The following is a 19294-nucleotide window of genomic DNA, read 5'->3' as shown; positions in this document are numbered from 1 at the left end:
AGCCCGAAATGCGGCTTTGCGCCGCCTGTTTTTTGTTGTACCTTTCTTCACACGTACCGCCATTCGAAGCGGTTTTCACGAGACGCCGCCGTATCTTTATCCATTGGAGAATGTTTATGCTGCTCAAGACCAAAGTCCTTCCTCTCGCCCTCGCCCTCGCCTTTGCCGGCCATGCGGGCGCGCAGGAAATCATCAAGATCGGCCACGTCGCCCCGGTCTCTGGCGCCAGCTCCCACCTGGGCAAGGATAACGAGAACGCGGCCAAGATGGCGATCGAGGATTTGAACGCCAAAGGCTTCAAGATCGACGGCAAAACCGTGAAATTCGTGCTGGTGCCCGAAGATGACGCGGCCGATCCCAAGCAGGGCACGGCCGTGGCGCAAAAGCTGGTCGACGCCAAGGTCAACGGCGTCGTCGGCCACCTGAACTCGGGCACGACGATTCCCGCCTCCCGCATTTACTTCAATGCCGGCATCCCGCAGATTTCGCCGGCCGCCACCAACCCGACCTATACCCAGCAAAAATTCAACACGGCCTTCCGCGTCGTGGCCAATGACAACAAGCTGGGGGGCACCCTGGGCGCATATGCCGTGGGCAAGCTGCAGGCGAAGAAAATCGCCGTCATCGACGACCGCACGGCCTACGGCCAGGGCGTGGCGGAACAGTTCGTCAAGGGCGCCAAGAAGGCGGCGCCTGGCGTGCAAATCGTCGGCAAGGAATTTACCAATGCCAACGCGACGGACTTCAATGCCATTTTGACCAGCATCAAGTCGAAAAATCCCGACCTGATCTTCTTTGGCGGCATGGATTCCGTGGGCGGCCCCATGCTGCGCCAGATGAAGGCGCTGGGCATCAAGGCCAAGTTCATGGGCGGCGACGGCCTGTGCACGGAACCGCTGGGCAAGCTGGCGGGCGACGCCGTCGGCGAAGACATGGTCACCTGCGCGGAAGCGGGCGGCGTGACGGGCGCGCAGCAAAAAGGCATGGACGATTTCCGCGCCCGCTACAAGCAGAAATACAATATGGAAGTGCAGCTGTACGCGCCATACGTCTACGATGCCGTGATGACCATGGCCACCGCCATGCAGGATGCGAAATCGTCGAAACCGTCCGTCTACCTGCCCTTCCTGGCCAAGGTGCACTACCAGGGCGTGACGGGGCCGATCTCGTTCGACGCCAACGGCGACATCAAGGATGGCGCGCTGACCTTGTTCACCTACAGGGATGGCAAGAAAACCAAGATGGAAGTCGTCAAATAAGCGGTTGGCTGGCAACGTAATCGCGTAATCCTTCGGCCAGCGCGTCGAAGGTGGCGCGGCAGCGCAGGCTGCCGCGCAAATCTTCATGCATGGTGACCCAGGTTTCCATCGGCAGCGAAAACGCTTGCGGCAGTACGCGCCGCAGAGCCGGATCGCGCGCCGCCAGCCTCGCCTGGCACACGCCGATGCCGGCGCCCGCCCGTATCCATGCCAGTTGCGCCACGTCGCTGTCGCTGCGCCAGGCAAAGTTTTCCCGCGTAAATCCCTGGAAGGCCGCGCCCGCGTTGCGCACGAAGGGGCTCGCCTCGTCGTAGCCGATGACGGCGTGTTGCGCCAGATCAAGCAATCGCGCCGGCGTGCCATGGCGTGCCAGATAATCGGCGTGCGCATGCAGGCCCAGTTCGATCTCGCCTACCTTGCGCGCCACCAGCTGCTCCTGGCGCGGACGCAGCATGCGCACGGCAATGTCCGCCTCGCGGCGCAGCAAATCCTGCACCTTGTTGCTTAATACTAATTCAATGGTCAGGCCCGGATGGCGCGCGCGGAGGCGGACCAGGATGGGCGGCAGCACTTCCACACCCACGACTTCACTGGCCGCGATGCGCACGACGCCGGCCACGCCCTGCCCCTGGCTGCTGGCGGCGCGTTCCATCAGGGCCGCCGTGTGCTCCATGGTTTCCGCATGGGGACGCAGCGCCAGGGCCACTTCCGTGGGCAGCAAGCCCTGCTGCGAGCGCGTGAACAGCGTCGCGCCCAGCGCCTGTTCGAGGGCCGCGATGTGTCGGCCGGCGGTGGGCTGCGTGATGCCCAGCGCGCGGGCGGCGCCGGACAGCGAGCCGTGCTTCAGCACGGCCAGCAAGGAGCGATAGTATTCCCAGGCGATGGATGGGTTCATGGCGTCAACTTGGTCATACATAAATGTATAGCCTGTACTCGATGTTCGTCAATTCCCAATTAGCCTTGCGCGGCAGATACTGGCACCATCAACCACACGGAGGTCATGATGGAGAACACGAAAACAGTATTGGTACTGGGCGCCACGGGCGGCATCGGCGGCGAGATGGTGCGCCAGCTGCTGGCGGCGGGCTGGCAGGTGCGCGCCCTGACGCGGGGAGAAACGCCCTCGCCACGCGGCGATGGCATTGAATGGCTGCGCGGCGACGCGCTGTCGCGCACTGACGTGCTGGCGGCCGCCAAAGGCTGCGCCGTCATCGTGCATGCCGTCAACCCGCCCGGCTACCGGAACTGGGGCCGGCTGGTGCTGCCCATGCTCGACAACACGATTGCCGCGGCGATGGCCGAAGGCGCCACCATCGTGCTGCCCGGCACCGTGTATAACTTCGGTCCCGACGCCTTTCCCGTGCTGGAGGAAGACGCGCCGCAGCACCCGCAGACGCGCAAGGGCGCCATCCGCGTGGAACTGGAAGCACGGCTGGAACGGGCCAGCACGCAGGGCGCGCGCGTGCTCATCGTGCGCGCGGGCGACTTCTTCGGCCCCCGCGCCGGCAACAACTGGTTTTCGCAGGGCCTGGTGAAACCGGGCCAGAGCGTGCGCAAGGTGCTGTATCCGGGCGCGCCCGGCGTCGGCCACCAGTGGTCCTACCTGCCGGACGTGGCGCTCACGATGGTGCAGTTGCTCGATGTACGCGCCACGTTGCCCGCATTTGCGCGCTTTCACATGGCCGGCCACTGGGACCGCGACGGCCGGCAAATGACGGGCGCGATTGTCCGCGTGGTGCAACAGGCGACAGGAACCGCGGCCGCCCTCCGGCGTTTTCCGTGGTGGCTGGTGGCGCTGGCGTCGCCGTTCGTGGCGACCTTGCGCGAAATGCGCGAGATGCGCTATCTGTGGCAAACGCCTCTATCCATGGACAATGCGCGGCTGCAGGCCGTGCTGGGCCAGGAGCCGCATACGCCACTCGACGAAGCGGTGCGGGCGACACTGGAAGGCATGGGCAATCTGCATAAAACAGCGGGCAAAAAAAACGCGCCGGGATTGCCGGCGCGCTAATTGCAGGTACTGCGGCACAGATTATTTCTGTGCCAGTACCCATTTAACCAGGGTATGGGCTTCCGCATCGCTCACTTGCGGGTTGGCTGGCATCGGGATCGCGCCCCAGGTGCCGGAACCGCCCTTCATGACTTTCGCCGCGAGCTTGGCTTCCGCGTCTTTCTGACCAGCGTACTTGGCAGCCACGTCCTTGAACGCAGGGCCCACCAGTTTCGTGCTCACCGCATGGCAAGCCATGCAGTTTTTTGCTTTCGCCAGGTCCGGATTGGCCAACGCTGCTTGCGATGCCAGAGCCGATACGGTCAATACACTCACCAACATAAAACGTTTCATTGTCTTTTCTCCAAAGTTACTTCCTGCGGCATTTTACTGTGTTTCCGCAGATGCACCACGAGCCCAAATCAAGCGTTTCAATGTAGTCACGCAATGTCGTCAGAAGGCATAGCTATTCTGCCCCATCTGCGCGCATATGACCATGTTGTTTGTAAGGCGATGTAACGACAGGCGGCCCCGTATAGTCAAACGGGGCCGGCCGTCGTACTTACACAACAGATCAGCGTTTCTGCTTCTTCAACTGAGACAGATCACGCACGGCGCCCCGGTCGGCCGACGTCGTCAGCGCGGCATACGCCTGCAGCGCCTGCGACACGTAGCGCTCGCGGTCGACGGGCAGCCAGGCCGCGTCGCCCTTCGCTTCCATGGCGGCGCGGCGCGCGGCCAGCTCGGCAGCCGTGATGCGCAGGTTGATGGTGCGCTCGGGGATGTCGATGTCGATGAAGTCGCCCTCTTCCACCAGGCCGATGGCGCCGCCTTCGGCCGCTTCCGGCGAGGCGTGGCCGATCACCAGACCCGAGGAGCCGCCCGAGAAGCGCCCGTCCGTGAACAGCGCGCACGCCTTGCCCAGGCCCTTCGACTTGATGTACGAGGTCGGATACAGCATTTCCTGCATGCCGGGCCCGCCTTTCGGGCCTTCGTAGCGGATGATGACGACGTCGCCTTCATGCACGGTATCGGCCAAAATCGCTTCAACAGCGGAATCCTGGCTTTCGAACACGCGCGCCTTGCCCGAGAATTTCAAAATGCTTTCATCGACGCCTGCCGTCTTGACGATGCAGCCCTTTTCCGCCAGGTTGCCGTACAAGACGGCCAGGCCGCCATCCTGCGAGTAGGCGTGGGCCTTGTCGCGGATGCAGCCCGTGCTGCGGTCCGTGTCGACGGCAGCGAAGCGCTCGGACTGCGAAAACGCCGTCTGTGTCGGCACGCCGCCCGGCGCTGCGCGGAACAGTTCATGCACGGCGGGGTTATCCGTGCACATGATGTCGTTTTGCGCGATGGCGTCGGCCAGGGTCGGCGCGTGGATCGTCGGCAAAGTCGTGTTGAGCAGGCCGGCGCGCGCCAGTTCGCCCAAAATGCCCACGATGCCGCCGGCGCGGTGCACGTCTTCGATATGGTATTTGTCCGTCATCGGCGCCACCTTGCACAGGCAAGGCACCTTGCGCGAAATGCGGTCGATGTCGGCCATCGTGAATTCCACTTCCGCCTCGTGCGCGGCGGCCAGCAGGTGCAGCACGGTGTTGGTCGAGCCGCCCATGGAGACGTCGAGCGCCATGGCGTTTTCAAACGCGGCCTTGGTGGCGATGGAACGGGGCAGCACCGAGTAATCGTCCTGCTCGTAATGGCGCTTGGCCAGTTCCACGATCAGACGGCCCGCGCGCAGGAACAGCTGCTGGCGGTCCGAGTGCGTGGCCAGAATCGTGCCGTTGCCGGGCAGGGCCAGGCCCAGCGCCTCGGTCAGACAGTTCATCGAGTTGGCCGTAAACATGCCGGAGCAGGAACCGCAGGTCGGGCAGGCCGAACGTTCGATCTCGGCCACGTCGGCGTCGGAGACGGTGCTGTCGCCCGCCTTGATCATGGCGTCGACCAGATCCAGCTTGATGATCTTCTGCGTGCCGTTGACCACCTTGACGACCTTGCCCGCTTCCATCGGCCCGCCGGAAATAAACACGACGGGGATATTGATGCGCATGGCGGCCATCAGCATGCCCGGCGTGATCTTGTCGCAGTTCGAGATGCAGACCATGGCGTCGGCGCAGTGGGCGTTGACCATGTATTCGACGGAATCGGCGATCAGGTCGCGCGACGGCAGCGAATACAGCATGCCGCCGTGGCCCATGGCGATGCCGTCATCGACGGCGATGGTGTTGAATTCCTTGGCCACGCCGCCGGCCGCCTCGATCTCGCGCGCCACCATCTGTCCCAGGTCTTTCAGGTGCACGTGACCGGGCACGAACTGGGTGAACGAGTTGACGACGGCGATGATCGGCTTGTCGAAGTCGCCGTCCTTCATGCCGGTGGCGCGCCACAGGGCGCGGGCGCCAGCCATGTTGCGGCCGTGGGTGGTGGTGCGGGAGCGGTATTGCGGCATGATGGGGTCCTTCCAAGGATGATTGATGCCTGACTGCGCGGATTTCCAGCAAAACCCTGCATGCAGTGGGGGTACGCCAGATTGCCTTGCGCGCGCGCCACTGTCAAATATATGATGCACGTGCCTGTGAGTCGTTTTACATATCACAGCATTCAATCTGCATGGAAACGCATATGAACCTTGAACTGCGCCAGTTGCGCTATTTCGTCACCGTCGCCGAGGAGCTGCACTTCGGCCGCGCCGCCGCGCGCCTGCACATGACGCAGCCGCCCCTGTCGCAAACCATCATGGCGCTGGAAGAACAGCTGGGCGCACCGCTGTTCGTGCGCACGCGCCGCGAAGTGCAGCTGACGCCGGCCGGCACGGCCCTGCTGCCCGAGGCGCGCCGGCTGCTGGCGCAGGCGCAAGACTTGCCCGCCTTGGTGCGGCGCGCCGCGCAGGGCGAGGCGGGTCGTCTGAGCCTGGCGTTTGTCTCCTCGGCCGACTACAGCGTGCTGCCACCCCTGCTGCGCGCCTACCGGACGGCCTATCCGCAGGTGCAGATCCAGTTGCAGGAAGCCACCTCGGACCTGCAGCTCGATGAACTGCTGGCCGGGCGCACGGATGCGGGCCTGCTGATCCCGCCCCTGCCCGAGAAGGCGAAAGGGGAGCTCGATTACCTGCCCGTGCTGGCCGAGCCGCTGGTGCTGGCCGCGCCGTCCGGCCTCGCCATCCTGAACACGCCGGGCCCCGTGCGCCTGCGCGACCTGCCACCCCTGCCCCTGATTATTTTTCCGCGCGCGATCTCGCCCGCCCTGCACGACGCGATCCTCGGCGTGTTCCGCGCGGCCGGCATCACGCCGCAGATCGGCCAGGAAGCGATCCAGATGCAAACCATCGTCAGCCTCGTCTCGGCTGGCATGGGCATCGCGCTTGTGCCACAATCGGTATCGAATCTGATGCGCCCGGGCGTAGAATACAGGCCGCTGCAGGACGCCACGCCGCTGGTGGAAACTGGCCTGGCCTGGCGCCGCGACAATCCGTCCGCCGTGCTGCAAGGTTTCCTGGCGCTGCTGCACAAGCAGATCAGCGCTGCCGCCGATTAAATTAAGTGGCCGCTAAGGCAAAAAACCGCCAGCGCCCCCATACTACGCAACCTTGGCTTTAAACAAAGAAAGAAACCCCATGCTGATACACCCGATGCCCGACCCGATAGCCATCCAGATCGGTCCGCTTGCCGTGCACTGGTACGGCCTGATGTATGTGCTGGCCTTTGCCCTGTTCATTATCCTGGGCCGCGTGCGCATCAAGCAGCCGCATATCGCCGTGCTGGGCTGGAAGAAGGAAGACCTCGACGACATGCTGTTCTACGGCATGCTGGGCGTGGTGATCGGCGGGCGCCTGGGCGAAGTGCTGTTCTACCGTCCCGAATACTTCCTGCACAATCCGCTCGAGATCTTCATGGTCTGGCATGGCGGCATGTCCTTCCATGGCGGCTTCCTCGGCGTCATCTTGGCCATGTACTTGTGGAGCCGCAAGGCGGGCCGCAACCTGTTCGACGTGCTCGACTTCATCGCGCCGCTGGTGCCGCTCGGCTATGCCGCGGGCCGCCTGGGCAACTTCATCAATGCCGAACTGCCGGGCCGCATCGCCCCGGAAACCCTGCCGTGGGCCATGCAATGGCCGGGCATTCCGTATCCCGTGCACCCGTCGCCGATCTACCAGATGCTGGTAGACGGCATTTTGGTGTTCATCATCCTGTGGCTGTTTGCGCGCAAGCAGCGTCCGCGCATGGCCGTGGGCGCCATGTTCACCCTGTTGTACGGCTGCGCGCGCTTCTTCACGGAATACTTCCGCACGCCGGACTGGGAAGTCGTGTGGCTGGGCGTGCCGATCACGTCGGGCCAGATGCTGTCCTTGCCGATGATCGTCGGCGCCATCGCGCTGCTGGTATGGGCATATAAAAGCCAGGTGATGGGCACGCCGCCCACCAAGGCCCGCGCGGCCTGATGAACAGCTTAAGCCTGTAACCTGCTTGTAATCACTTTCCATTGCGCCGGCGTCACCGGCGTGATGGACAGCCGGCTTCCCTTCTTGAGCAGCAGCATGTCTTCCAGCTCCGGCATCTGGCGCATCTCGGACAGCGGCAATAGCGCCGTCTTCTTCAGGCCCCGCACGTCGACGCTGATCCAGCGCGGCTGTTCCTGCGTGGCCTTGGCATCGAAATACTTGCCGCCCTCTTCAAACTGGCTGTGATCGGGATACGCGCCGCTGGCCACTTCGGCCACGCCCGCCACGCCCGGCTGCGGGCAGCTCGAGTGATAAAACAGCACGCCATCGCCGACCTGCATGCCGTCGCGCATGAAGTTGCGCGCCTGGTAGTTGCGCACGCCGAACCAGGGCATGGTGTGCCCGGGCGCGGCCATCAGGTCGTCGATGCTCACTTCATCGGGTTCGGATTTCATCAGCCAGTACTGTTTCATTACATTCCCCAGGTCAAAGAATAAAAGCGACAGGCGTAAAAAAACGGCTGCGCATGCTGATGCTGCAACCGTTTTTTGTACTGCAAATTGGGCCCCGCCTGTGCCGCTATGCCGGCATCCCGAACCAAACGGTTCAAGGTGGTCACGTTAGTTCAATTTCGGGTTCGTCGAACGAGCGACGCTCACTCCCATCAAACAAAATTCGCAACCGATGCGCATAAATGGTTCAAGGAATATATGGCAATCGCGAACACCGCAGGGTAGACCCAAGTTTACTCCTTTGATCGCGCATCGCAAAGACAAATCGTACCGTGTCCGCTTAAAATCCAATTAATAACACCGAACAAAGCCGTAGCGAGCGGCGATGAATTGTGGCTAAGAAGCGCAGCTGTGCTTGAGCACAGCGAGCATCGCAGGCCGCAAGTCGCGACGCGCAGTAGGTTTGGTTCGGTGTTTAAAAAAGGTTTTCCTGGGGCGTCAATGCGCTATCCAATACTGTGTGCATGGCCGAGATCTTTTGCTTCACTTCCAGGATCGTCAGTTCCGACAGCGGACCTTGCGGCGACTTCACGGAAAGGAATTCCGCGGCCACGCCCAGGGCGGCCAGCACGGCGATGCGGTCATTGCCCTTGACCTTGCCCGCGTCGCGGATGGCTTTCATTTTGCTATCGAGATAGATCGCCGCTTCGCGCAGCGCGCGCTCTTCGCCGTCGCGGCACACCATGCTGTAGGACTGGCCCATGATATTGACATCGACACGCGGCATTACGCTTCCTTCTCGTTCTCGGCAATATAGGCGCCCGCTTCCGAAGCGGCTTGCTCCAGACCGGCTTGCACCAGTTCGGGAATTTTTTCCAGCAACGCCTCGACCCGCTCCTGCGCCTCGCGCATGCGCTGCACATACAGGGCGTTCTCGGCGGCCAGCGCGGCATTGTCCTTGCGCAGTTGCGCGTTTTCACGGCGCAGCGCATGGGTCATTTCGGCCAGCAGGCCTATTTTGTCGGATAATTCGTTGAATTCGGAAATCATCCCGCCACTATAGGGCGGACGCTCCATGGGCGTCAATCGAATCACGCCGCTGTCACACATATTTACATCAATGCAGGTCAGTTGCCGTGAAATACACGCTTTTTCCGGCGCTTTTCGCCATCTGCACGCATCCGCCGGCGCCGCGATGCCAGCGTTTTACTCGTCGACGTAATCGGGTTCGATATCGAGACCGCCATAGCGGTTTTCGCACGAGCGGCGCGTCAACTCCTGCTTGCCGCTCTTGCCATCAAGCACCATCGTCAAGTCGCGGCAAGTACGGTGGTAGCTGCCAGGTTTGGCGTCCGTCCGCGAGGGCGTCAAAGTGACGCGCAAGGGCACGGCATTGCCCAGTCCCTTGTTGCTCCATTCACGGCTCTTGCCATCCTCTTCATCTTTCAAGGTGCGCACGGCGGCCGTCAGCAAGGATTTCTGTTCCTTCGCATTCAGCCTGGCGATGGTCACGTCGGACAGGAAAGGCGGATACACGACGGGCGCCGGATCCTTGCCCTGCACATCCCAGCGTCCGCTGTTCTGCGAGCACGTACGGCGGCTCAGGTCTTGCGACTTGTCGCCCGCCGTGACGACGAATTTCAGGTCGCGGCAGATGTGCGCCTTCAGGCTGTGTTCCGTCATGCCGGAGTTGCTGAAGTTATATGTGACTTTCACCCGCACGCCACGGTCGCCGCCGTTGTCCCACACATGCGCTTCCTGGTCGTCGTCATCCTTGTTGAGGTCGTTGAACAGCTCGTTGAGCAGCATTTCCTTTTCCAGCGGCGTCAGGGTCGCCACGGTGATCTCGTCGAGAATCGTGGGCGTTTGCGCGGCGGCATTGCCCAGGCAGGCGAGGCCGACGAGGGCGGCACCGAGCAGGCGCAGGGCGGGACGGGAAAGAGTCGATGGCATAGTGTGCTTTCTGGTACAGGGGGAATATTGATATGCAATTGCAATCATCTTATCAAAGTCCATAGCAAAACTCTGTTTCCTGTGCGTACAGGAACGCCGTTCGCCTGACGGGCATGCTAGAGTCGCGCCTGTTGCTGACGCCCGGGAACGAGGCTTGCGTTTGCGCAAACCCTGTGTAAATGCAGGCTGCGCAGAACGTCTAAGCTTATCTTCCCGGAGAATAAGCCCTTGAATAAGCCCCCTACCGTCCCTATAATTAGCACTCGTTAGTAGAGAGTGCTAACAAACTCTTTCGTAGCAATCCTCAAGACATGATGGTGTCTGCCGGGCAACAGCAGGGAACGCTACGCGGCGGGCGACGCCGCGATGCCACCACTGCCCAGCGCCGGCATGCACCCGATGCCATGAGGTTTGCTTGACCGTTGCGGGCTGCTTTCAACGGCGGTCACTGAAAGCACGCCTGGCGCTGTGCCAGGAATGTATTCATTTAGCAACACCTATCCATTGAACTTTAAGGAGTTTTGTATGAATCTGCGCCCATTGAACGATCGCGTCATCGTCAAACGCCTCGACCAGGAAACCAAGACTGCGTCCGGCCTCATCATTCCTGATGCAGCTGCTGAAAAACCGGATCAAGGCGAAGTCCTTGCCGTAGGCAATGGCAAGATTCTCGACGACGGCAAAGTCCGTCCTCTGGATGTCAAAGTGGGCGACCGCGTCCTGTTCGGCAAGTACGCCGGCCAAACCGTCAAAGTTGACGGCGATGAGCTGCTGGTCATGCGCGAAGAAGACATCATGGCGATCGTCGTCAAGTAATTGTTTCCACGTTGTAGACAGATACATCCCGAAACTCAGGAGAATTGAACATGGCAGCTAAAGAAGTAGTATTCGGCGACGCAGCGCGCGCCAAGATGGTCGAAGGCGTCAACATCCTCGCCAACGCAGTCAAAGTCACCTTGGGCCCGAAAGGCCGCAACGTGGTCCTGGAGCGCTCGTTCGGCGCCCCTACCGTCACCAAGGATGGTGTGTCGGTAGCGAAAGAAGTTGAACTCAAAGACAAGCTCATGAACATGGGCGCGCAAATGGTCAAGGAAGTGGCTTCCCGCACCAGCGACAATGCCGGCGACGGCACCACCACCGCCACCGTGCTGGCACAAGCCATCGTGCGCGAAGGCATGAAGTTCGTTGCCGCCGGCATGAACCCGATGGACCTGAAGCGTGGTATCGACAAAGCTGTTGCAGCGACCGTCGAAGAACTGGCGAAAATCGCCCGTCCTTGCACCACGACCAAGGAAATCGCCCAGGTTGGCGCGATCTCGGCGAACTCGGACTACTCGATCGGCGAGCGTATCGCTGAAGCGATGGAAAAAGTCGGCAAAGAAGGCGTCATCACGGTAGAAGACGGCAAGTCGCTGAACGACGAGCTGGACATCGTTGAAGGCATGCAGTTCGACCGCGGCTACCTGTCGCCATACTTCATCAACAACCCAGAGAAGCAAGTTGCCGTCCTGGACAGCCCATTCGTCCTGCTGTGCGACAAGAAAATCTCGAACATCCGTGACCTGCTGCCGGTACTGGAACAAGTCGCCAAAGCTGGCCGTCCACTGCTGATCATCGCGGAAGACATCGAAGGCGAAGCGCTGGCTACCCTGGTTGTGAACAACATCCGCGGCATCCTGAAAACCTGCGCAGTGAAAGCACCAGGCTTCGGCGACCGCCGCAAAGCCATGCTGGAAGACATCGCTGTCCTGACGGGCGGCCAGGTGATCGCTGAAGAAGTCGGCCTGACCCTGGAAAAAGTGACTCTGGCCGAACTGGGCCAGGCGAAACGCATCGAAGTGGGCAAGGAAAACACCATCGTCATCGATGGCGCCGGCGAAGCTGCCTCGATCGAAGCACGCGTGAAACAAGTGCGTGTACAGATCGAAGAAGCGACCTCGGACTACGACCGTGAAAAACTGCAAGAGCGCGTGGCCAAACTGGCTGGCGGCGTTGCCGTGATCAAGGTTGGCGCAGCCACCGAAGTCGAAATGAAAGAGAAGAAAGCCCGCGTTGAAGATGCACTGCACGCCACGCGCGCTGCCGTGGAAGAAGGCATCGTGCCAGGCGGCGGCGTAGCCCTGCTGCGCGCACGCGCCAACATCACGGTCAAGGGCGACAATCCTGATCAAGACGCTGGTATCAAGATCGTCCTGCGCGCAATGGAAGAGCCGCTGCGCATGATCGTGCAAAACGCCGGCGAAGAAGCGTCGGTCGTCGTGGCAGCCGTCCTGGCTGGCGCGGGCAACTACGGCTACAACGCTGCCAACGGCACGTATGGCGACATGGTGGAAATGGGCGTTCTGGACCCAGCCAAAGTGACCCGTTCGGCGCTGCAAAACGCCGCTTCGATCGCTTCGCTGATGCTGACGACCGACTGCATGGTCTGCGAAATCGCTGACGACAAGGCAGCCGGCGGCATGGGCGGCGGCATGGGTGGTATGGGCGGCATGGGCGGCATGGACGGCATGATGTAATCCAGGCGGCCGCGCGCGCAGGCGACGGTGCGCGCAGCCGCCACGCCGGGACGGGACAGGCAGACCAAAAGCTGCTTGCGCTGCCCGGCAGCCCCGAGAGCCATCTTCTACGGAAGGTGGCTTTTTTTCGTCTTGCTTTTTAGAAATTTCAACGATTGCCCGCCTGCACGTTTTGCTTTAGCATGGCCGCCATCGTCCCTCTTTCTCACGCCACCATCATGCAGCCACGCGCCTCTTCTTCCAAAACCACCATCATCGCCGGCATCCTGGCCGGCTTGCTGGCCGCCGGGCTCGGCGCTTTCTACCTGCACCAGCAAGGCGCGCCGCACGGCACCAATGCCCCGGCCGCGAGCAGCCAGGCGGCGCCAGAACAGAGCGCGCGCGCCGTCGATGCGCTGATGGCATTGCCGGAAATCAAGGCCTGGTCGGCGCATATCGAAAAGGCTTCGGGCGGCCGCGCCCACGGCGCCGTGATGGAAACGTCGCCCGACGTGCGTCTCATCGATGGCAAGCCCTACTATGACCTGAACTTTGTGGAAAACACGCCGGACGCGGCGCACCGCTGGGAGAGTTTCGTCGTCTCCCAGGATGGCAAGCGCATCCTCGTCGACGACGTTGTCAGCGGTGAGCTGATCAGCCTGGAACAATGGCGCAAAGACAATGCGCCCATGCAGCGCATCGCCACGCAGTAACTGCCTACGCCGGCGCCCCCTGCGGCGCCGCGCCGCGCACGCGCGCCACCCACCACACCGTCCACAGCGACAAGCCCGCCGCCAGCCAGCCATTGATGCCGTAGCCGCTGATGTGGCCGGCCGCATCCGTCTGCAGGGTCAGGCCGCCCAGCCAGGCGCCCAGGCCGCTGCCAAAGCTTTGCAGGGCCGAATTGGCGCTGAGAAACGCGCCCCGCTTGTGCGGTTCCGGGATGGTCGTCAGCAGCGCCTGCAGCGGCACCATGCGGCCCGAGACGAGGGCCATAAAGAAGGGAAACGCCAGCATCAGCCCCAGCAACGGCAGCTGGGGCAAGTGCGTCATGAACAGCAGCGGCGCAATCGACAGCAGGGACACCCAGCGGTACACCTGCTGCTTGCCGGCCCGGTCCGCCCAGCGGCCGATCAGGCGCGCCGTGAAGATCGTGGCGCAGCCGCCCGCCAGATACACCCAGGTGACGTCGGCCGGCGCCAGTCCCATATTGCCCACGAGCACGGGCGAAATGAAGGGAATGACCAGCATGCCCGCCGTCATGTTGACAATCGACAAGGAAAACGCTTGCAGGTGGCGCCGCTCGCGGAACAGCGCCAGCAGGTTCGGCAGCACCTGGCGCAGCGGCGTGGCAGCCGCGCCCATGTGCGCCGTCAGCGAGGGCAGCACGCGCGCCGCGCCCAGCCAGACCAGCAGCGACAGCACGACCAGCAGGAAAAACGGCGAGGCCCAGCCAAAGTGCGCGGCCAGCACCACGCCGATGGGCACGCCGCCCACGGCCGCCATGGCAAACGAGGTCATGACGATGCCGGTGGCCGCGCCGCGCCGCTCGGAAGGAATCACGTCGCCGATGATGGCCATGACCATGGCCCCCAGCACGCCGCCCGTCAGCCCCGCAAACGCGCGCGACCACAGCAGCACATAAAAGTTCGGCGCCAGCGCGCAAGCGAGGTTCGACAGGGTGAACAGGCAAAACATGGTCAGCAGCAGCTTCTTGCGGTCGAAGCGGTCGATATACGTGGCCGCCAGCAAGCCGGACAGGCCCGCGCACCAGGCGTAGGCCGAGACGGCGCCCGAGACGGCGGCCGGGCCGATGTGAAAAGCCTGCATCAGCTGGGGCGCCAGCGGCATCATCACCATGAAATCCATGATGACGGTAAATTGCGTCAGCGCAAGCAGCCACAGCATCGCGCGCTCGCGCGCCGGCGTCAGAGCCGCGCCAGCGGACATATCAGGGGAAGGGCTCGGTACAGGTTTCATGCGGCAGATATTAAGGATGGCGGCGGTGAACGGCAAGGTTTACTTTCTGGCATCGAAGCCCGATACTCGCCCACATGCCCGCCATCATTGTCCGCCCCCTGACGCCCGACGATGTTGCCGCCTACCGCGCGCTGCGTCTGGCCGGCATCGCCGAACTGCCCGCCGCCTTCTGCACCACGCATGCGGCGGAAAGCGGTTTGCCTCTGGCACAGATAGCCCAGCGCTTGCGCGCCACTTCCCACCAAATAATATTTGGCGCTTTCGACAAGGATCAATTGATCGGCATTGCCGGCCTGCGCCGCGAACCGATCGCCGTCGTGCATGACAAGGCCAGTCTGTGGAGCGTATACGTGGCGCCGCAGGCGCGCGGGCGCGGCGCTGCACGACAACTGGTGCAGGCCGCCATCGCGCATGCCTGCGCCATCCCCGAACTGGCCCGCGTGCGCCTGGCCGTGGCGCAGGACAACCACGCGGCATTGACCCTGTACCTGGGCTGCGGCTTTACCCTGGCGGACGGCCCCGCATCGGACGGCATGCTGCAAATGAAGCTGTGGCTGCCGCGCCCGGCGTGTGCAAGTGCAAGCGCAAGTGCCGAAAGTAATGTCTTTATGAAAATCAATACCTTACAAATCCCTGCGAAATAGCGGACAGGCCGTTTTTTCTGTTGCAAGCAAACGCGGCAGGCCTTAGCATCGCGGCTTACAAAAAAAACTTGGGGGAGAGCCAATGTCATCGGCCGAGACACAAACCGCCACGGGCAAAATGCCGCGGCAAATACCGTACATCATCGCCAACGAAGGCTGCGAACGCTTCAGCTTTTACGGCATGCGCAACATCCTGACGCCATTCCTCATCAGCACCCTGCTGCTGATGATCCCGATCGACCAGCGCACGGGCGAAGCCAAGCACGTGTTCCACACCTTCGTCATCGGCGTGTATTTCTTCCCGCTGCTGGGCGGGTGGCTGGCCGACCGCTTCTTCGGCAAGTACAACACCATCTTCTGGCTCAGCCTCGTGTATTGCGCGGGCCACGCCTGCCTGGCCCTGTTTGAAAACAGCGTCAACGGCTTCTATTTCGGCCTGTTCCTGATCGCCTTCGGCTCCGGCGGCATCAAGCCGCTGGTCGCCTCGTTTGTCGGCGACCAGTTCGACCAGACCAACAAGCACAAGGCTAAGCTGGTGTTCGACCTGTTCTACTGGATCATCAACTTCGGCTCCTTCTTCGCCTCGCTGCTGATGCCGATGTTCCTGCGCGACTTCGGTCCCTCGATCGCTTTCGGCATCCCCGGCCTGATGATGCTGGCCGCCACCGTCGTCTTCTGGATGGGCGCCAAGAAATACGTGCACGTGCCGCCGGCGCCGCCGAATCCCGATTCGTTCACCCGCGTGGCCCGCACGGCCCTGCTGGCGCGCGTCGACGGCGGTTCGCGTCCCGGCCTGTACGTCGCCTACGTCGGCGTGATCGGCGCCCTGTACGCGTTCTACAGCATTCCCGAATGGGGCTTCGTGATTTCCGCGTGTACCGCGCTGGTCTTGCTGCTGGCCTTCGGCAGCATCGGCACGGCCATGCAGCTGGAACGCGCGCGCGGCATCCACCCGGACGAAGCCGTCGAAGGCGTGCGCGCCGTGCTGCGCATCCTCGTCATCTTCGCCCTCGTCACGCCATTCTTCTCGCTGTTCGACCAGAAGGCCTCGACGTGGATCGTGCAGGCGAACACCATGGAAAAACCGAGCTGGTTCCTGCCGGCGCAGATGCAGGCGCTGAACCCGATGCTGGTGATGCTGCTGATCCCGTTCAACAACCTGGTGCTGTATCCGATGCTCAACCGCTTCGGCCTGGAAGCGACGGCCCTGCGCCGCATGACGGCCGGTATCGGCTTTTCCTCGCTGGCGTGGATCGTCATCGGCTTGCTGCAGCTGGCCCTCGACAGCGGCAACGCCGTCTCCATCATGTGGCAGATCCTGCCGTATGCCCTGCTGACGTTCGGCGAAGTGCTGGTCTCGGCCACGGGCCTGGAGTTTGCGTACAGCCAGGCGCCCGTGTCGATGAAGGGCGCCATCATGAGCTTCTGGAATCTGTCGACCACGGTGGGCAACCTGTGGGTGCTGATCGTCAACCGCAGCGTCATGAATGAAGGCGTGATCGGCAAGATCGCCGAGAGCGGCATCAGCGTGACGGCTTTCCAGATGTTCTTCTTCGCCGCCTTTGCCGCCGTCGCCATGCTGGCCTTCGGCCTGTATGCGAAGCGCTACAAGATGGTGGACAACTACCGCCAGGCGGTTATCCCGGGCAAGGCGTAATCATACAAGTAGGTCGGATTAGCCCAAAGGGCGTAATCCGACAACGCTGCTGACAATGTCGTCGGATTACGCGTGGCGATGCCACGCTAATCCGACCTACGCGCCCTTTTTTTACGTCGTCACCGTCGGCGCGTCGCGCCCCGTGCGTGCCCGGATCTGCGCCACTTGCTCGGCCACGGCGATCAATCCCTCCAGCGCTCGCTGGGTCGGGATGTCATGCTGCTCGGGATCGGCCTCATAGCGCTCCAGGTACAGGCGCAGGGTGGCGCCCTCGGTGCCCGTGCCCGACAGGCGCAGCACGATGCGCGCGCCGTCCGTCATGATGATGCGGATGCCCTGCTGCGTCGCCACGGAACCGTCGACGGGGTCCGTGTAGCTGAAATCGTCGGCCAGCGCCACCGTGTAGCCATCGAACTGCTGGCCCGGCAAGGCGGCCAGCCGGCCGCGCACGGCCGCCATCAGCTGCGCCGCGCCGGCGCTGTCGATGTCTTCATAGTCGTGGCGCGAGTAGTAGTTGCGGCCATAGGTGGCCCAGTGCGCGCGCACGATATCTTCCACCGATTGTTTTTTCTCCGCCAGCAGGTTGAGCCAGAACAGCACGGCCCACAGGCCATCCTTTTCACGCACGTGGTTCGAACCGGTGCCGTAGCTTTCCTCACCGCACAGGGTGGCCATGCCGGCGTCGAGCAGGGTGCCGAAGAATTTCCAGCCCGTGGGCGTCTCGTAGCAGGGGATGCCCAGCGCGCTGGCGACCCGGTCGGCCGCGCCCGAGGTGGGCATGGAGCGGGCAATGCCGGACAAGCCGGCGCGGTAGCCGGGCGCCACGGTGGCGTTGGCGGCCAGGATGGCCAGGCTGTCCGAGGGCGTGACGTCGAAGCGCCGGCCGACGATCATGTTGCGGTCGCCGTCGCCGTCCGAGGCGGCGCCAAAATCCGGAGCAGCATTGTCACCATCTCCGGCCGCCATAATGGCGATCAGTTCCTGCGCATTCACGGGATTCGGGTCCGGATGGCCGCCGCCGAAGTCTTCCAGGGGCACGCCGTTGATGACGCTGCCCTTCGGTGCGCCCAGCATGCCTTCCAGGATGGCTGTCGCATACGGGCCGGAAACGGCGTGCATGCCGTCAAAGCAGATGCGCAGGCCGTCCGCGAACAGGGCGCGGATGGCGTCGAAGTCGAACAGCTGCTGCATCAGTTCAGCGTAATCAAGCACGGGGTCGATCACTTCGACCGTCATCTGCTCGATGCGCACAGTGCCCAAGGCGTCGAGGTCGATGTCGGCCGCGTCGCTGATGCGGTATTCGGTGAGCGTTTGCGTGCGCGCAAACATGGCTTCCGTGACCTTTTCGGGCGCCGGGCCGCCATTGGCAATGTTGTACTTGATGCCGAAATCGCCATCGGGGCCGCCCGGATTATGGCTGGCCGACAGGATGATGCCGCCGCTGGCGCCATGCTTGCGGATCACGCAGCTGACGGCCGGCGTCGACAGGATGCCGCCCTGCCCCAGCAGCACGCGCGCGTAGCCGTGCGCGGCCGCCATGCGCAGCACCGTCTGGATGGCGGCGCGGTTGTAGTAACGCCCGTCGCCGCCCAGCACCAGGGTCTGGCCGCGGCAGTCGCCGAGCGTGTCGAACACGCTTTGCACGAAGTTTTCCAGGTATTGCGGGGCGCTGAAGACCGCCACCTTCTTGCGCAAGCCCGACGTGCCGGGCCGCTGGCCGGCCATCGGCGCCGTATTAATAATTTGAATAGCCATCTTGCCTCCCTGTTAACTTCCCATGTTAACCGATGCCGGCCGCCCGGCAAAGCGTTGTACGCCTGCCACGGTGCGGCAAACCGCTTAACGCCGCATCCCACATATCGTATAATGAGAATCATTCTCATATGCGGCATTCCTGGCTGCGGACTCAGACATCGGACGCCGTGGTTGCACGCTATTACCAAGAACTGTTGAACTTTTGCTGGCGCAGCTTGCGCAACCGCGAGGCTGCCTTGGATCTGGTGCAGGAAAGCTATGCGCGCGTGCTGGGCGAACAGGCCGTGCGCGAACCGCGCGCGCTGCTGTACCGCACGGCGCGCAACCTGATGATCGACCGGCACCGCCGCGCCGCCCTGCGCCAGCACGAGGAACTTGACGCCCTGCCGGAAGCGGCGCATCCGGCAGGGCCGCTGCATTTGCAGCCGGAACAGGCGCTCGAAAGCAGCCGGGACTGGCAAGCTTGCGTGGCCGCCATCGACGCCCTGCCGGCCCGCTGCCGCGACGCCTTCGTGCTGCACGTCTTCGAGGAATTGCCGCACGCGCAGATCGCGGCGCGCATGGGCATATCCGTGAGCATGGTGGAAAAACATATCGCGCGCGGCATGCTCAGTTGCCAGGCGCAGTTGCATTCTTTGCGCAAAGCCACATAATGGCGCCCATGACCGCCCGCC

19 protein-coding genes and 1 other RNA gene are annotated in these 19294 nt (G+C 62.9%); 10 read left to right on the top strand and 10 right to left on the bottom strand.

All coding sequences use genetic code 11. The annotated features are described in order from the left end of the window. Positions 1 to 116 precede the first annotated feature (116 nt). Positions 117 to 1259, top strand: a complete 1143-nt coding sequence (locus CSQ95_RS05780) for a branched-chain amino acid ABC transporter substrate-binding protein (protein ID WP_099408845.1) — start codon at positions 117 to 119, stop codon at positions 1257 to 1259. On the opposite strand, the gene CSQ95_RS05775 is transcribed toward CSQ95_RS05780, so the two are convergent. Next, complete coding sequence (locus tag CSQ95_RS05775) at positions 1252 to 2154, bottom strand: LysR family transcriptional regulator (protein WP_099408981.1); 903 nt, start codon at positions 2152 to 2154, stop codon at positions 1252 to 1254. The two genes, CSQ95_RS05780 and CSQ95_RS05775, sit on opposite strands and share 8 nt — an antisense overlap. Before the next feature lie 108 nt (positions 2155 to 2262). On the opposite strand from CSQ95_RS05775, the gene CSQ95_RS05770 reads away from it, so the two are divergent. Further along, positions 2263 to 3270: an NAD(P)H-binding protein gene (locus CSQ95_RS05770; protein WP_099408980.1), complete on the top strand. Its 1008-nt coding sequence runs from the start codon at positions 2263 to 2265 to the stop codon at positions 3268 to 3270. Between the two features lie 21 nt (positions 3271 to 3291). Here the strand turns inward: CSQ95_RS05770 and CSQ95_RS05765 are convergent, their stop codons facing one another. Together CSQ95_RS05765 and ilvD are read right to left on the bottom strand one after the other, a co-directional pair. Continuing rightward, positions 3292 to 3603, bottom strand: coding sequence for a c-type cytochrome (locus CSQ95_RS05765; RefSeq protein ID WP_070221905.1), 312 nt, complete (start codon positions 3601 to 3603; stop codon positions 3292 to 3294). Between the two features lie 220 nt (positions 3604 to 3823). Then, complete coding sequence (ilvD, locus tag CSQ95_RS05760) at positions 3824 to 5695, bottom strand: dihydroxy-acid dehydratase (RefSeq protein ID WP_099408844.1); 1872 nt, start codon at positions 5693 to 5695, stop codon at positions 3824 to 3826. A 173-nt stretch (positions 5696 to 5868) separates the two neighbouring features. Between ilvD and CSQ95_RS05755 the strand changes: the two genes are divergently transcribed. Continuing rightward, positions 5869 to 6780, top strand: coding sequence for a LysR family transcriptional regulator (locus CSQ95_RS05755; RefSeq protein ID WP_099408979.1), 912 nt, complete (start codon positions 5869 to 5871; stop codon positions 6778 to 6780). A 79-nt stretch (positions 6781 to 6859) separates the two neighbouring features. Beyond that, entirely contained in the window at positions 6860 to 7684 is an 825-nt protein-coding gene (lgt, locus tag CSQ95_RS05750) for a prolipoprotein diacylglyceryl transferase (RefSeq protein WP_099408843.1), read from the top strand. A gap of 8 nt (positions 7685 to 7692) precedes the next feature. On the opposite strand, the gene CSQ95_RS05745 is transcribed toward lgt, so the two are convergent. From CSQ95_RS05745 to CSQ95_RS05725, 5 genes are all read right to left on the bottom strand, one after another. After that, entirely contained in the window at positions 7693 to 8157 is a 465-nt protein-coding gene (locus CSQ95_RS05745) for an EVE domain-containing protein (protein ID WP_070289203.1), read from the bottom strand. Between the two features lie 87 nt (positions 8158 to 8244). Further along, positions 8245 to 8422: non-coding RNA, 6S RNA (ssrS, locus tag CSQ95_RS05740), on the bottom strand. A gap of 189 nt (positions 8423 to 8611) precedes the next feature. After that, positions 8612 to 8923, bottom strand: a complete 312-nt coding sequence (locus CSQ95_RS05735) for a cell division protein ZapA (protein WP_034747344.1) — start codon at positions 8921 to 8923, stop codon at positions 8612 to 8614. After that, entirely contained in the window at positions 8923 to 9186 is a 264-nt protein-coding gene (locus CSQ95_RS05730) for a hypothetical protein (protein ID WP_034747342.1), read from the bottom strand. Before CSQ95_RS05730 ends, CSQ95_RS05735 begins: the two co-directional genes overlap by 1 nt. Before the next feature lie 156 nt (positions 9187 to 9342). Beyond that, entirely contained in the window at positions 9343 to 10089 is a 747-nt protein-coding gene (locus tag CSQ95_RS05725; RefSeq protein ID WP_099408842.1) for a hypothetical protein, read from the bottom strand. Between the two features lie 525 nt (positions 10090 to 10614). On the opposite strand from CSQ95_RS05725, the gene groES reads away from it, so the two are divergent. The 3 genes from groES to CSQ95_RS05710 all read left to right on the top strand — a co-directional run bounded on the left by groES (position 10615) and on the right by CSQ95_RS05710 (position 13297). After that, positions 10615 to 10905, top strand: coding sequence for a co-chaperone GroES (groES, locus tag CSQ95_RS05720; RefSeq protein WP_010400979.1), 291 nt, complete (start codon positions 10615 to 10617; stop codon positions 10903 to 10905). Positions 10906 to 10955: 50 nt separating this feature from the next. After that, entirely contained in the window at positions 10956 to 12605 is a 1650-nt protein-coding gene (gene groL, locus CSQ95_RS05715; RefSeq protein WP_070221899.1) for a chaperonin GroEL, read from the top strand. Positions 12606 to 12823: 218 nt separating this feature from the next. Further along, the gene (locus CSQ95_RS05710) at positions 12824 to 13297 is read left to right on the top strand and encodes a hypothetical protein (protein WP_070289263.1); all 474 of its coding nucleotides are present in this window, start codon (positions 12824 to 12826) and stop codon (positions 13295 to 13297) included. 4 nt (positions 13298 to 13301) lie between these two features. Here CSQ95_RS05710 and CSQ95_RS05705 read toward each other — a convergent pair whose 3' ends face one another. Beyond that, positions 13302 to 14564: an MFS transporter gene (locus tag CSQ95_RS05705; protein ID WP_257217962.1), complete on the bottom strand. Its 1263-nt coding sequence runs from the start codon at positions 14562 to 14564 to the stop codon at positions 13302 to 13304. Between the two features lie 74 nt (positions 14565 to 14638). Here CSQ95_RS05705 and CSQ95_RS05700 point away from each other — a divergent pair, with 74 nt between their 5' ends. Both CSQ95_RS05700 and CSQ95_RS05695 read left to right on the top strand, forming a co-directional pair. After that, entirely contained in the window at positions 14639 to 15208 is a 570-nt protein-coding gene (locus CSQ95_RS05700; RefSeq protein ID WP_099408840.1) for a GNAT family N-acetyltransferase, read from the top strand. 82 nt (positions 15209 to 15290) lie between these two features. Next, a complete protein-coding gene (locus CSQ95_RS05695; RefSeq protein ID WP_099408839.1) occupies positions 15291 to 16865 on the top strand; it encodes an oligopeptide:H+ symporter in 1575 nt (524 codons plus the stop codon). A 111-nt stretch (positions 16866 to 16976) separates the two neighbouring features. On the opposite strand, the gene CSQ95_RS05690 is transcribed toward CSQ95_RS05695, so the two are convergent. Then, a complete protein-coding gene (locus tag CSQ95_RS05690) occupies positions 16977 to 18620 on the bottom strand; it encodes an alpha-D-glucose phosphate-specific phosphoglucomutase (protein WP_099408838.1) in 1644 nt (547 codons plus the stop codon). Between the two features lie 128 nt (positions 18621 to 18748). Between CSQ95_RS05690 and CSQ95_RS05685 the strand changes: the two genes are divergently transcribed. Then, positions 18749 to 19273 carry a sigma-70 family RNA polymerase sigma factor gene (locus tag CSQ95_RS05685; RefSeq protein ID WP_099408837.1) on the top strand — a complete coding sequence of 175 codons (525 nt, stop codon included), beginning with the start codon at positions 18749 to 18751 and terminating at the stop codon, positions 19271 to 19273. The last annotated feature ends 21 nt before the right edge of the window (positions 19274 to 19294 follow it).

The organism is Janthinobacterium sp. BJB304, assembly GCF_002735765.1.
GTDB lineage: Bacteria > Pseudomonadota > Gammaproteobacteria > Burkholderiales > Burkholderiaceae_D > Janthinobacterium.
Note: the sequence above shows the minus strand (reverse complement) of the source record. Positions and strands in the feature narration are given on the sequence as shown.

Bases quoted from the DNA above. Each gene is read 5' to 3' on its own strand.
- ilvD (WP_099408844.1), bottom strand. From the start codon at position 5,695: ATGCCGCAATACCGCTCCCGCACCACCACCCACGGCCGCAACATGGCT.
- CSQ95_RS05725 (WP_099408842.1), bottom strand. From the start codon at position 10,089: ATGCCATCGACTCTTTCCCGTCCCGCCCTGCGCCTGCTCGGTGCCGCC.
- CSQ95_RS05690 (WP_099408838.1), bottom strand. From the start codon at position 18,620: ATGGCTATTCAAATTATTAATACGGCGCCGATGGCCGGCCAGCGGCCC.
- CSQ95_RS05745 (WP_070289203.1), bottom strand. From the start codon at position 8,157: ATGAAACAGTACTGGCTGATGAAATCCGAACCCGATGAAGTGAGCATC.
- CSQ95_RS05780 (WP_099408845.1), top strand. From the start codon at position 117: ATGCTGCTCAAGACCAAAGTCCTTCCTCTCGCCCTCGCCCTCGCCTTT.
- CSQ95_RS05685 (WP_099408837.1), top strand. From the start codon at position 18,749: ATGCGGCATTCCTGGCTGCGGACTCAGACATCGGACGCCGTGGTTGCA.
- CSQ95_RS05755 (WP_099408979.1), top strand. From the start codon at position 5,869: ATGAACCTTGAACTGCGCCAGTTGCGCTATTTCGTCACCGTCGCCGAG.
- CSQ95_RS05770 (WP_099408980.1), top strand. From the start codon at position 2,263: ATGGAGAACACGAAAACAGTATTGGTACTGGGCGCCACGGGCGGCATC.
- CSQ95_RS05775 (WP_099408981.1), bottom strand. From the start codon at position 2,154: ATGAACCCATCCATCGCCTGGGAATACTATCGCTCCTTGCTGGCCGTG.
- CSQ95_RS05735 (WP_034747344.1), bottom strand. From the start codon at position 8,923: ATGCCGCGTGTCGATGTCAATATCATGGGCCAGTCCTACAGCATGGTG.
- CSQ95_RS05710 (WP_070289263.1), top strand. From the start codon at position 12,824: ATGCAGCCACGCGCCTCTTCTTCCAAAACCACCATCATCGCCGGCATC.
- CSQ95_RS05705 (WP_257217962.1), bottom strand. From the start codon at position 14,564: ATGAAACCTGTACCGAGCCCTTCCCCTGATATGTCCGCTGGCGCGGCT.
- CSQ95_RS05730 (WP_034747342.1), bottom strand. From the start codon at position 9,186: ATGATTTCCGAATTCAACGAATTATCCGACAAAATAGGCCTGCTGGCC.
- lgt (WP_099408843.1), top strand. From the start codon at position 6,860: ATGCTGATACACCCGATGCCCGACCCGATAGCCATCCAGATCGGTCCG.
- CSQ95_RS05765 (WP_070221905.1), bottom strand. From the start codon at position 3,603: ATGAAACGTTTTATGTTGGTGAGTGTATTGACCGTATCGGCTCTGGCA.
- groES (WP_010400979.1), top strand. From the start codon at position 10,615: ATGAATCTGCGCCCATTGAACGATCGCGTCATCGTCAAACGCCTCGAC.
- CSQ95_RS05695 (WP_099408839.1), top strand. From the start codon at position 15,291: ATGTCATCGGCCGAGACACAAACCGCCACGGGCAAAATGCCGCGGCAA.
- groL (WP_070221899.1), top strand. From the start codon at position 10,956: ATGGCAGCTAAAGAAGTAGTATTCGGCGACGCAGCGCGCGCCAAGATG.
- CSQ95_RS05700 (WP_099408840.1), top strand. From the start codon at position 14,639: ATGCCCGCCATCATTGTCCGCCCCCTGACGCCCGACGATGTTGCCGCC.